The sequence below is a fragment of the Mucilaginibacter sediminis genome, from assembly GCF_051903035.1.
Taxonomy (GTDB): domain Bacteria; phylum Bacteroidota; class Bacteroidia; order Sphingobacteriales; family Sphingobacteriaceae; genus Mucilaginibacter.
Genome location: NZ_CP170602.1, coordinates 3,396,462 through 3,408,444, shown reverse-complemented (window position 1 = coordinate 3,408,444; position 11,983 = coordinate 3,396,462). Strand labels below are relative to the sequence as shown.

At 44.6% G+C, this 11,983-nt stretch carries 14 protein-coding genes; 5 read left to right on the top strand and 9 right to left on the bottom strand.

Annotated features, from left to right (window positions below):
• Positions 1-9: 9 nt before the first annotated feature.
• Together ACFGVS_RS13645 and ACFGVS_RS13640 are read right to left on the bottom strand one after the other, a co-directional pair.
• Positions 10-330, bottom strand: coding sequence for a hypothetical protein (locus ACFGVS_RS13645; RefSeq protein ID WP_439699043.1), 321 nt, complete (start codon positions 328-330; stop codon positions 10-12).
• Between the two features lie 374 nt (positions 331-704).
• Positions 705-1,019, bottom strand: a complete 315-nt coding sequence (locus ACFGVS_RS13640; RefSeq protein ID WP_439699042.1) for a hypothetical protein — start codon at positions 1,017-1,019, stop codon at positions 705-707.
• A gap of 519 nt (positions 1,020-1,538) precedes the next feature.
• Here ACFGVS_RS13640 and argH point away from each other — a divergent pair.
• The 3 genes from argH to ACFGVS_RS13625 all read left to right on the top strand — a co-directional run bounded on the left by argH (position 1,539) and on the right by ACFGVS_RS13625 (position 3,885).
• Positions 1,539-2,873 carry an argininosuccinate lyase gene (gene argH, locus ACFGVS_RS13635; RefSeq protein WP_439699041.1) on the top strand — a complete coding sequence of 445 codons (1,335 nt, stop codon included), beginning with the start codon at positions 1,539-1,541 and terminating at the stop codon, positions 2,871-2,873.
• A gap of 41 nt (positions 2,874-2,914) precedes the next feature.
• The gene (locus ACFGVS_RS13630) at positions 2,915-3,118 is read left to right on the top strand and encodes a YwbE family protein (RefSeq protein WP_439699040.1); all 204 of its coding nucleotides are present in this window, start codon (positions 2,915-2,917) and stop codon (positions 3,116-3,118) included.
• Positions 3,119-3,180: 62 nt separating this feature from the next.
• Positions 3,181-3,885 (top strand): DUF1345 domain-containing protein, encoded by a 705-nt coding sequence (locus ACFGVS_RS13625; protein ID WP_439699039.1) that lies wholly within the window; start codon positions 3,181-3,183, stop codon positions 3,883-3,885.
• On the opposite strand, the gene ACFGVS_RS13620 is transcribed toward ACFGVS_RS13625, so the two are convergent.
• From ACFGVS_RS13620 to ACFGVS_RS13600, 5 genes are all read right to left on the bottom strand, one after another.
• Positions 3,882-4,808, bottom strand: coding sequence for a DUF72 domain-containing protein (locus ACFGVS_RS13620; protein WP_439699038.1), 927 nt, complete (start codon positions 4,806-4,808; stop codon positions 3,882-3,884). The genes ACFGVS_RS13625 and ACFGVS_RS13620 overlap by 4 nt on opposite strands.
• Positions 4,809-4,932: 124 nt before the next feature.
• A complete protein-coding gene (locus tag ACFGVS_RS13615) occupies positions 4,933-6,564 on the bottom strand; it encodes an amidase (protein ID WP_439699037.1) in 1,632 nt (543 codons plus the stop codon).
• Positions 6,565-6,682: 118 nt separating this feature from the next.
• Positions 6,683-7,225 carry a YbhB/YbcL family Raf kinase inhibitor-like protein gene (locus ACFGVS_RS13610; RefSeq protein ID WP_439699036.1) on the bottom strand — a complete coding sequence of 181 codons (543 nt, stop codon included), beginning with the start codon at positions 7,223-7,225 and terminating at the stop codon, positions 6,683-6,685.
• Positions 7,226-7,313: 88 nt separating this feature from the next.
• Positions 7,314-8,168 carry a helix-turn-helix domain-containing protein gene (locus ACFGVS_RS13605; RefSeq protein ID WP_439699035.1) on the bottom strand — a complete coding sequence of 285 codons (855 nt, stop codon included), beginning with the start codon at positions 8,166-8,168 and terminating at the stop codon, positions 7,314-7,316.
• 50 nt (positions 8,169-8,218) lie between these two features.
• Positions 8,219-8,725: a hypothetical protein gene (locus tag ACFGVS_RS13600; protein ID WP_439699034.1), complete on the bottom strand. Its 507-nt coding sequence runs from the start codon at positions 8,723-8,725 to the stop codon at positions 8,219-8,221.
• A gap of 277 nt (positions 8,726-9,002) precedes the next feature.
• Here ACFGVS_RS13600 and ACFGVS_RS13595 point away from each other — a divergent pair, with 277 nt between their 5' ends.
• Entirely contained in the window at positions 9,003-9,470 is a 468-nt protein-coding gene (locus ACFGVS_RS13595) for a hypothetical protein (RefSeq protein WP_439699033.1), read from the top strand.
• Between the two features lie 199 nt (positions 9,471-9,669).
• On the opposite strand, the gene ACFGVS_RS13590 is transcribed toward ACFGVS_RS13595, so the two are convergent.
• Together ACFGVS_RS13590 and ACFGVS_RS13585 are read right to left on the bottom strand one after the other, a co-directional pair.
• Positions 9,670-10,431 carry an MBL fold metallo-hydrolase gene (locus tag ACFGVS_RS13590; protein ID WP_439699032.1) on the bottom strand — a complete coding sequence of 254 codons (762 nt, stop codon included), beginning with the start codon at positions 10,429-10,431 and terminating at the stop codon, positions 9,670-9,672.
• Positions 10,428-10,700, bottom strand: coding sequence for a hypothetical protein (locus ACFGVS_RS13585; RefSeq protein WP_090653283.1), 273 nt, complete (start codon positions 10,698-10,700; stop codon positions 10,428-10,430). Before ACFGVS_RS13585 ends, ACFGVS_RS13590 begins: the two co-directional genes overlap by 4 nt.
• A 119-nt stretch (positions 10,701-10,819) precedes the next feature.
• Here ACFGVS_RS13585 and ACFGVS_RS13580 point away from each other — a divergent pair, with 119 nt between their 5' ends.
• Positions 10,820-11,881 (top strand): polysaccharide deacetylase family protein, encoded by a 1,062-nt coding sequence (locus ACFGVS_RS13580; RefSeq protein ID WP_439699031.1) that lies wholly within the window; start codon positions 10,820-10,822, stop codon positions 11,879-11,881.
• The last annotated feature ends 102 nt before the right edge of the window (positions 11,882-11,983 follow it).

The following is an 11,983-nucleotide window of genomic DNA, read 5'->3' as shown; positions in this document are numbered from 1 at the left end:
AACACCATGTTATCCCAAAAGTGTCAGCAGAGGGAGCTTCGGGCGAAAACGGCCAAAACGATGATGGGCTGTGCGGTGGCAGGGCATAGGATGTTTTTGCACGCGTGAGGGCTGACCGCGCCGGGGCAAAATAAATCCAGCCCAGCTTTTGGTCGTTTTGCAGGGCAAAGGCCCGTGCGGCAAAGAAGCATTTCTGCTGACGGCGGTTTTGGTTCCTTTTGACAAGACAAAAGGAACTAGGCCCTCCCGCGGCCATGAGCGGGCCGATGTTTTAGTTTCTACAAAATAATCTCGTAAATCAGAATTTTTCACATGTAAATGATTTTTCAAAGGTGTTCAAGAGGGCTGCGCCGTTTTCAGAATTAAAGAATTGGCAGAATTTTAGCTGCAAATTTCATTACAGAAAAAACACCTCGTCGTCCCAAAAGTGTCAGCAGAGGGAGCTTCGGGCGAAAACGGCCAAAACGATGGTGGGGTGTGCGGTGGCAGGGCATAGGATGTTTTTGCATGTGTGAGGGCCTACCGCGCCCGGGCAAAATAAATCCAGCCCAGGTTTTGGCCGTTTTGCAGGGCAAAGGCCCGTGCGGCAAAGAAGCGTTTCTGCTGACTTGAATTTTGGTTACTTTGTTTCAAGACAAAGTAACAGCCCTCCCGCGGCGAATGAGCGGGCCGATGCTGTAGCTTCTACAAAGTAATTTCGTAAATCAGAATTTTTCACATGTAAATGATTTTTCAAAGGTGTTCAAGAGGGCTGCGCCGTTTTCAGAATTAAAGAATGAGCAGAATTTTTGGCTGCAAATTTCATTGCAGAAAAAGCACCTTGTCGTCCCAAAAGTGTCAGCAGAGGGAGCTTCGGGCGAAAGCGGCCAAAACGATGGTGGGTGGTGCGGTGGCAGGGCATAGGATGTTTTTGCACGTGTGAGGGCCGACCGCACCGGGGCAAAATAAATCCAGCCCAGGTTTTGGCCGTTTTGCAGGGCAAAGGCCCGTGCGGCAAAAGCATTTCTGCTGACGGCCATTTTGGTTACTTTTGGGGCTTCAAAAGTAACAAGCCCCCCGCGGCGAATGAGCGGGCCGATGTTGTAGTTTCTACAAAATAATTTCGTAAATCAGAATTTTTCACATGTAAATGATTTTTCAAAGGTGTTCAAGAGGGCTGCGCCGTTTTCAGAATTAAAGAATGAGCAGAATTTTACGGTGCCCAACGAGTGCTTTACGTGGGGTGGCAGGTATGTAATAAGGGTGTAACAAGGTGCTAACAGAACCTGGCAGGGTGTTCACGGGTACAAACATCCACAGGCCACCCACCTCCGGCAAAACAGGGCCAATTTACCTCGCCCCGAAATTATCCGAACACTTAATTGTCTGATATATAATATTTTAAGTGTTCGGCCCCGAACACCTGTTTATCCCCATAAAAAACCGAACACCTGGCGGTAGTATCAAACCCTAACTTGTAACCGATGCTTCAAAAATCTTGATACCTGATACTTGCGACTTGATACTAAAATCTTGCTACTAAACTTTACATTTGCACCATGAGTAAGTTATGGCAAAAAACTACTAATGTAAATCAGCTGGTAGAGGATTTCACCGTAGGTAAGGATAGGGAATTTGACCAGGAAATGGCCGCATTTGATGTACTGGGTTCGCTGGCCCATACCCGCATGCTCCAAAGCATCGGCCTGATGGATAGTGCTGACCTTGAGCTTGTTCAGCGCGAGTTAAAGGCCATTTATGCCGATATTGAGGCCGGTAATTTCACCATCGAAGATGGGGTGGAGGATGTACACTCGCAGGTAGAAATGCTGCTAACCCAACGCATTGGTGATGCCGGCAAAAAGATCCATTCCGGCCGCTCCCGTAACGACCAGGTGTTGGTCGATCTCAAATTATTCTTCCGTCACCAGTTGCAACAGGTAGTTGAGGAAACAGAAACCCTTTTCCGCCAGCTGATTACACTAAGTGAGCAGCATAAAGATGTGCTGCTGCCCGGCTATACCCACCTGCAGGTTGCCATGCCATCCTCGTTCGGCCTGTGGTTTGGTGCTTATGCCGAAAGCCTTGCCGATGACTTGGAACTGGTGCTGGCTGCTTATAAAATTACCAACAAAAACCCACTGGGTTCGGCAGCCGGTTATGGCTCGTCGTTCCCGCTTAACCGTACGCTAACTACCCAATTATTAGGGTTTGATAGCCTGAATTACAACGTAGTATACGCCCAGATGGGTCGCGGCAAAACCGAGCGGATCATTGCCCAGGCCTTATCAAGTATAGCCGCTACACTTGCCAAAATGGCTATGGATCAGGCACTTTACCTGAGCCAGAACTTTGCCTTTGTAAGCTACCCCGATACACTAACTACCGGCAGCAGCATTATGCCACACAAAAAAAATCCGGATGTTTGGGAAATTATGCGTGGCAAATGCAACCGCCTGCAAGCCCTGCCAACCGATGTAGCCATGATGACCACCAACCTACCATCCGGCTATCACCGCGAGCTGCAGCTGCTCAAAGAACTCCTTTTCCCCGCCTTTGCTGACCTGAAGAAATGCCTGCATATGGCCACCTTTATGCTCCAAAATATAACGGTAAATGCTGATATACTAAAGGATCCCAAGTACGCCTACCTGTTTAGTGTTGAGGAAGTTAACCGCATGGTATTAAGCGGAACGCCTTTCAGGGATGCCTACAAACAAGTAGGTTTAGCTATAGAGCAAGGCGATTTTAACCCCGATAAAACTGTAAGCCACACCCACGAAGGCAGTATAGGCAACCTGGGTAACCAGCATATTACCGCCGCCTTTGATAAGCTGCTGACTAACTTTGATTTTGGGAAAGTTGAAACGGCAATAAAAGGATTAGTAAAGTAATAATCGGTGAAATCACCCTATAAATCAGTGTAATCCTAAAAATGAACGGACAAAACAGAAGCGATATATACCCCGGCCTGGAAGTGGATATTATCCTTAAAAAAGACCAGCGCACGGGCACGCTTACCCGCGGCATTGTGAAAAGGCTGTTAACCAGTGCATCATACCATTCCCGCGGCATCAAGGTACAACTGGATGATGGCCAGGTTGGCCGCGTGGCCTGGATTGTTGAGGAGGAAGATTAATTCATAATTTCTACACAATTGTTTACCATATTTACCTTGTACTTACCATAGTACAATCCAATATGCCTGCAAACCCTCAACGAAAATCAAAATTATGGTTACGGTTAGATACGCATCACCGTTTATTAATTTCGTTTATTGTAGCTATTGCCACCCTGGCTTTTATTTGGGAACGTTTTAGTATACCAGCAATTGTCTTGGTTACGTGGTCGGCATTTGGGCTGAGTGTTATAGTGATGGATTGGATTATCATCCTGTCGTCGCACCCAAAGGAGGTTAGGCACATAGCCAAAATTGAGGATTCCAGCCGGGTGTTGATATTTGCTTTTGTAATTGTAGCATCCATCATTAGTCTCCTGGCAATTTTTTTCCTGCTCAAATCATCTAAACAGCTGTCTCCTGCCGTAGTTACCGGCCATGTATTATTGGGGATGACGTCGGTAATTATCTCCTGGATATTGGTGCATACTATATTTACCCTGCGTTATGCCCACATGTATTACGCCACCAATCCCGATGGCGATAGCAAGACCAAACCTTTGGGCGGACTGGAATTTCCGGGCGATGAGAAGGGTTTTGAGCCTGATTATCTTGATTTTGTATACTTCTCCTTTGTGTTGGGGATGACTTTCCAGGTATCAGATATCGAGATCTCGTCCCGCCAAATTCGCCGGCTGGCATGGATTCACGGCATGATATCTTTTGCTTTTAATACCGCTATTGTGGCATTGAGCATCAACGTGATTTCGGGACTGGTATCAAACTAAAATAAACCACCCTGCTGATCAATAAATTTGGGGCGAAGTAAATTGGTGCCAAGGACCGCGTTTAATTTTTTGGTTACATAATCTGATAGTATGGGCGAAAACCGTTCATCATGCTGATGCATAAAAAACCAGACCGATTTTAAACCTTCCTGCTGCCATTTTTTTATCCTTTCTACCCACATGTCCAGGCGGGCTTCATCAATGCCGTACTCGCCTATTTTATCGGTACAGCCCACAAAACGGATGAAGGCGTGAGGCGTGGGCAAACTCATGTGTATTACGTCTCGGCGTCCGGAGGCATCGGTTATTACGGCGCCAATATTAAGATCGCGAAACAGGCTGAATACTTTGTCGCTGTTTTCCTGTTGGGCAAACCATTCTTTATGCCGCAGCTCTACAAAAACGGGTACATCTTTGGGCAAAGCCTCCAGGTATGCTTTCAGTTCGGGGAAGCTTTTGGGCGTATAGTTATCGCTCAATTGCAAAAATAGTGGTCCCAGCTTTTCGCCAAATGCCATGATGCCTTCATAGTAAGTTGTTGTAATATCGTCGGCATTTTTTAACCTGCGGATGTGGCTGATACTTTGTGAAAATTTAGGGCAGAATTTGAAACCGGGGTTGCTTTCGGCTTTGGCTTTCCATTTGGCAATAGTGTCGGGGCCATAAACGTTATAAAATGTGGCATTCAGTTCAATGCAATCAAAGTGTTTTACGTATTCATCTAAAAAGTTAGCCTCTTTGGTTTTTGGGGGATAGATTTGCCCAATCCACTCCTTGCGGCCCCATTTGGCACAACCTACGTGAACCTGTATTGGCTCATTGTTTTTAGCTGTTGTTAATACCTTAGTGGTGAGTTCTGTATCGGGCGGAAGGGTGAAATCTATTAGGTGTAATTCTTCGGGTGCTACTTTGCCAAATTCCATGATTAGTTGATTAAGTATCTGAATCAGAATTTTCAGAATTTAAGAATTTTAAAAATAGTAATATTGATAGAAAGTTTTCTATTCTGCTAATTAAATAATTCTGTAAATTCTGATTCTGACAAAATTACCCCAACAAATCCGCCTTAAATAAAGGCTTAACCCTTTTTTTACTCGCCTGCTCGTAAGCATATCCCAGCTTAATAATATCGCCTTCTTTCCAGGCAGTGCTAAAAAACGACAAACCAATGGGCAAGCCATGTAGTAATCCCATGGGTACGGTAATGTGCGGATAGCCCGCCATAGCTGCCGGGCTGGAAAAGCCGAAACCGTTGTCGTAATCGCCATTTACAAGGTCGATGCAAACCGCGGGGCCGTTGGTGGGGCCTATGATGGCATCCAGTTTGTTATCGGCTAAAATCTTATCTATCGCTTTGCGGGTGCCGGCATTGGTTTGCTTTACGGCTTTCAGGTATTCTTCGGTATTTAGGTCGCCTTTGGCCTGGGCCAGTTCAAGGGTTTCCTGTTTAAAAAATGGCATCGCCTTGGCTTCGTTTTGCTTGTTATAGGCAATTACATCGGCCAGGGTTTTTACTTTGCTGTTGGCATTGCTTAAATACTGGTTCAGCCCATCTTTAAATTCGTATAATAAAACCGGGAACTCGCTTTTGCCGATATCTTTCAGTTCTTTATTCAACTCCACTTCAATTACGGTGGCGCCTTTGCTTTCAAGAGTTTTAATGGCATCTTTTAGTAAAGCCACCATGCCTGGGTTACCCTCCATTGCCGATTTTTCGACCCCGAGGCGTTTGCCTTTTAAGCCATCGGCATCTAAAAATTTAGTGTAGTCAGCCTCTGTCTTGCCTTTGCCGGCCAGGGTAAAACTATCTTGTGGATCAACCCCTGCCAAAGCTCCTAAAAAAATGGTGGCATCCTTAACCGTGCGGGCCATAGGGCCGGCCGTGTCCTGCGTTTTGGAGATAGGAATAATGCCCGACCTGCTCCACAGGCCTACAGTAGGTTTAATACCCACCAGGCCATTTACTGATGATGGTGATACTATTGAGCCGTCGGTTTCGGTACCTATGGCTATGGTGCATAAGTTGGCCGCTACAGCAGTCCCCGAACCGGCGCTTGAGCCGCTGGGGTTGCGATCGAGAATATAGGGGCATTTGGTTTGCCCACCCCGGCTGCTCCATGCACTGGTAGAGTGTGTTGAACGGAAGTTGGCCCACTCGCTTAAATTGGTTTTGCCCAATAAAACCGCGCCGGCCTCGCGTAATTTGTGTACGATAAAAGCGTCCTGTTTGGCAAAATTGTCACTCAGGGCCAGCGAACCGGCAGTGGTATGCATATTATCTCCGGTGTTTATGTTATCTTTTATCAGCACGGGTATGCCGTGTAAGGGGCCGCGTACTTTGCCTTTCTCCCGCTCTTTATCCATGGCATCAGCCATGTTTAAAGCATCCTTATTTAATTCAATAACGGAGTTTAGCTTAGGGCCATTCTTGTCAATCTCATCAATACGTTTCAGGTAAAGTTCAGTAAGCAGGCGCGAGGTATATTGCTTCGCCCTCATTTTTTCCTGCAAATCGGTAATGGTAGCTTCCGAAAGTTCAAACAGATCATCCTTACTATCTGTAGCGGTGGTATCTGGTTTTTTATCGTCTGCTGCTGGCTGGCTGCATGATGCAGTAACCAATGTTGATAAAGTAAGGCCAGCTAATGACCCTGTTTTAAGAAAATTTCGTCTGTGCATAACCGGTTGTTGAAAAGCATCTACAAGTAACAAAATATTTGCCGGATAAAAAATTATCAACCTAAAATGTTACAACATGTATTCATGTACAGCCGGTTTATGCACGGGCGGTTAGCAATTAACGTTTGGCATATATAATTAAAGATGCTTTCGCGATAACATTCTGGTTTAACATAAAGCCAACCAATGCGGGTGATGCCTTATCGCCGATGCCAAGCTTATCTGTTTTTAAGGCGAAAATGGTGATGACATAGCCGTGCGCAGCATCATTTACCGGCGGGCAGGGGCCGCCATAACCCGGAACACCAAAATCGGTGTTGCCTTGTATGGCACCGGTGGGTAATTCATTTGCAGATTGGCTGCCCGCGCCTTGTTTAAGTTGATGAACACTGGCAGGGATATCAAAAACAACCCAGTGCCACCATCCACTGCCGGTAGGGGCGTTGGGATCGTACATGGTAATAGCGAAGCTTTTGGTGCCTTGTGGTGCATTTTGCCATTCCAGTTGCGGCGATTTATTTAACCCTGTGCAGCCAAATGTATTTGATGCAAATTCATTGGTGAATTGCCCGCCCAGGTCGGCGCTTTTTAATGTGAAGGTTTGGGCTTTGGTGTTTGCGTAGCTTAGAGCAGCAAATAAAAATAACAGGAACTTTTTCATGATTTTTTGGATATTAATAATATCCAAATGTGGCTTGTTTTCCCGGGCAGGCGTTAACGGCGGCGGCTCAAAAACTATTGAAAACAGCTCATGATTCTTGTGCGCTCATCTGGTATTGTTTTGGGCTTACGCCGAATTTTCTTTTAAATGCCGATGAAAAGTTCGAAAGGTTATCGTACCCAAAATCAATATAAAGCGATGTGGCATTTTTACCTTGTTCCAACTCCTGCCGGGCTACCTCAAGCTTTCTCTCGCGAATGTATTTGCCTGGGGCCATATGGTAAACCTTTTCAAAGTCGCGTTTAAATGATGCCAGGCTCTTGTTGGCCAAAAAGGCAAGCTCATCAAGCGTAAGGTTATTAAACAGGTTGTTCTCCACTACGTTTTTTAACAGCAATTCGGGCGAGGGGGTATTGCTACGTAACAGGCCGGTCAATTGGCTGCCGTAGCTATCTAATAATACCAAAAGCAGCTCTTCTACTTTGTTGGCGGCCAATAGGTATGGCAAGTTTTGCCCTTCCTGTATAAGCGTTTGTATGCTTTTAACATAATCGGCAATGTAATTAGTTTGCCTGAACTTAATATAGTCTGGTGTTAGCTGGGCTGGCCGCGAGTTCAATTTGTGCCGGTTTAAAAAATCCTGGGCGAAAGCTGATGAAAAGAATACCAGTATGCTACTGTATTGATGATTGTTTAAAGTATGCTCGGCCATAATGGAATTTCCTTCGGGAATCACAATCCCTTCCCCTGTGCCCACAATGGTATTATTGGCCAGGCGAAAAATTGCTTTCTCGCCATTAATTACAAAACTGATGGCATAGCAGTTGAATACAACCCTGCTGTTTTGCAGGCTATCTTTTTCGGTATAATATACAAATGAAATATCACCGGCAGTTATACGCTGTTGGTTTTCGGTAGCCTGGGGTATGTAAATGTTGGTCATCAATTCATCTCTTTGTAGGTTAAATCTACCGGCAAAACTTTTAATTCCAACTATAATATTCGCTCGGTAGTAGATTTTGGGATTTGCAAAGCCGGGTTAAAATCAGGAATTAGCTGTTTTATTTTATCGCTGGTGGAGTTGTTTAAATCCAAAAAAGACCATGTTTTGCCACCATCCTTACTTATTGCCAATAGATAGCTGTGGCTGATTATATGAGCATTTGGCAGTTTGATGGTTAAGTTCTCGGGCACAAGGCAATGGGTTTCGGCACCTGCTTTGTAAAATTTTCCGGGAGAGCCTACTGTTGCGCTTTCAAAAATTACTCCCTGGGTTTTCATTTGTGCCATACCCTTGTTAACTATCGATACCATTTTTTGCTTACCACCCGCCATTTGCACAGCTTTAGGATAAGTATGGTTTATAATAGTTGCATAATCGCCGGCTATCATGGCCTGGGCCAAAATATTTGCCTGCTGTTTTACCGTAGCAGTGTCCTGGGCTAATACGTTTAATGGCAAAATAGCAATGGCGAACAGGTAAATTATGATTTTTTTCATGGTATATATTGATGATCTTTTCCGGGTTATTAATGTAACTCTGAGTCTAATATAAGCTTTCGGCAGATTATAAAAAATATATTTTAGTTTGGATGCGGTTTAACGTTGTTATCAATATCGAAACAGTTTTGCCAATACTGCAAGCCTGTACTTTACTTTACCTAAGCGATAGTAGCTGCAAAAGGGCGGCGGCACTATATCTGTATAAATTCCATTACAAAATGCAGGCGGCGTTAATTTTAGGTAACTTCATATTTAAAAACATAACTGCTTCCTGATGATGTTAAAATGTCTGATCAAAATAGTATCTCCGGTCATTTTAACGGCAAGTTTGCTGGGCTGCAGCCATGGTAAACAGGTGTTTAAGAGCGATTGCAATGATGATTTCTCGCCCGTTTATAAGCGTGTTCCTTTTACCGAGCTGGTAAAAAACCTAAAAAAGTATGATCGGCAATATGTAGAGGTTACCGGCAAATATATAGAAGCGCCAGAGCAATCCGCTTTGTTTAATGATAGCCTTTTTGCCGATCACTCGGCAGGGCATGCTATCTGGATAGATTTTAACCCCGATTGCCCGCTTTATTTAGAGGGAACGCGAACTGGTCTTTTTCAATATAATAACGGCCAGTTTACACAAATAAATGATAAGCATGTAACTATAAAGGGGCGGGTTGATGCCCACGATACGGGGCACCTGAACCAATACAAAGGAGCTATTGAAAGAATTAGTTATATCGATTTATAAATAAGCCTTGCCGGGCTGTTTAATATCATTAAAACAAAGTCTTAAACACCGTCATTGCGAGGTACGAAGCAATCCCCGATATGCTAAGTCCTACATAGCTCGGGATTGCTTCGTACCTCGCAATGACGCATGAATATTGCTTCATTCGAAGTTTAAAAATATTAATAAACCATTTTTAGATAGCTTCTAAGCCCTTCTTTTAAATCTCCAGCTTTAAACCATCGTAAGCAAGCCGGATATTGGGTGGCAGCTCGGCCGATATATCCTTGTGTTTGCCCAGGCGGTGGCTTATATGGGTAAGATACGTAGTTTCGGCGCCAATTTCATTGGCGAAATCAATAGCCTCGTCAAGTGTAAAGTGCGAAATATGGGTTTGCTTTTGCAGCGCGTTGATCACTAATATTTTTGAGCCTCTTATTTTTTCCTTTTCGGCCTCTGATACCGTTTTGGCATCGGTGATATAAGTGAAATCATTTATCCTGAAACCCAGTACCGGCAGCAGGTAATGCAAAACTTCAATGGGGATAAATTTTACACTGCCGATATTAAAGGGATCTAAACCGATAGGATGTACGGTAACCTGTGGGATGCCCGGGTATCCTGTACCATCAAACACATAGGGAAATTCGCGGGCAAGCGCACGTTGTACCCTAAAATCGGCATAAACATCTACAGGGCCTTGCTGAAAGTAATTAAATGCCCGGATGTCATCCATACCGGCTATATGATCTTTGTGTTCGTGGGTGTATACAATGGCATCCAAACGTTTTACGCCTGCACGTAGCATCTGGTACCTGAAATCGGGGCCCGAATCAATAACGATGGTTTTATCTTCGGCTTCAATTAAAATAGAGGTGCGTAAACGCTTATCGTATGCATCGGCAGATGTGCACACCTCGCACCCGCAGGCAATAACAGGTACGCCCTGCGATGTTCCGGTACCTAAAAATGTTATGATCACAGCTGCAATTTTGTTTGTTTTATTTCCTGTAAAAATGCAACCTGTTTTTCGTCAAGCAATCTAAAATCCACTTCCAGTTCGCGGAGCAGTTCAACCAGGGCCAGAATTTTACTTTCCAGGTTCGAAAACCGGTTTACAATCACCATACGGCTATTTAGTAGCAGGCAGGCCCCGGTTTTAAAGTTGCCTTTCTCGTACCGCACCTTGTAGCCTGCTGTTTTGAGCAGCATCTCTAATTTTTCGAGTGTGTGGTTGGTAGCGGGTAGCATTATTTCAAAAGTAGTAAATTAAGTGTAATTACAGGTTCATTTTTGGATATGCATGCCTTTGGTTTAAATAGCTTGTATGGGTATATTTATAAATCAATCAATTGTAATCCTATACCCTCATGAAAAAAAATATCCTTTTTGCTGTTTGCATAATTTGCAGTACTGTAGCCTTTGCACAGCAAACAAAAACCTATGCCGAAAAGCTGGGCTGGCCAAAAGGCGCACGTGTAATTATTTTGCATGTTGACGATGCCGGGATGTCGCATGAATCGAACGATGGGGTAGAGACAGCTATTGAAAAGGGTGTAGCTACCTCAACCAGTGTTATGATGCCCTGCCCATGGGTGCCCGAATTTGTAAAGTACCTGGATAAGCACCCCAATACCGATGCCGGCCTGCATTTAACCTTAACATCCGAATGGGATAATTACCGCTGGGGGCCGCTGGCGGGCAAAAGTATAGTGCCCGGCCTTACCGATAAACAAGGATGTTTATACCCCAGTGTTGTGGCTGTTTATTTTAATGCATCGGCCGATGAAGTTGACAAGGAAATAAGGGCGCAACTGGACAGGGCTTTAAAAATGGGCTTTAAGCCCACGCACCTTGATTCGCACATGGGTACCTTGTTTGCCAAGCCGATATTTACCGAAAAATATATTAAGCTTGGAATTGAAAAGCAAATTCCGGTAATGTTCCCCGGCGGCGATGACCTGTTTTACCGTGCCGAAGCCCGGGCCGCTACCATAGCCGAATTAAAACAACAAGGTAAATATACCGAAGGTATGCCGATACCCGATCCGGCGGTATTGGCCAATGTGAAAGAAATCGGAGCTATGATCTGGAAGGCCGGACTGCCGGTACTCGACGATCTGCATAACTCAAGTTACGACTGGCAGATGCCTAATATCGATAAAATGAGCGACGCCCAAATTCAAAAATGGTATACCGATCACTATATCGAAAGCATTGGCCGCCTCTCGCCGGGGCTAACCATGGTAATTATGCATTGTACCAATCCCTCGCCAAATTTTGACCAGATATCCGATACCGGAAAAAAACGCAAAGGCGACTTGCTGGCCATGCTCGATCCACGATTAAAAGCATTTTTAAAAGATAAAGGATTTATACTAACCACCTGGCGCGAGGTAATGGAAAGAAGGGTGAAAGCAGGGGATCTTTAGATGTGCAGATTTCAGATGTGCAGATTTCAGGTGTGCAGATGTGCAGATTTCAGATGTGCAGATTTTAAATCTGTAGATTCAGAAATGTAATAGCAGACTGCA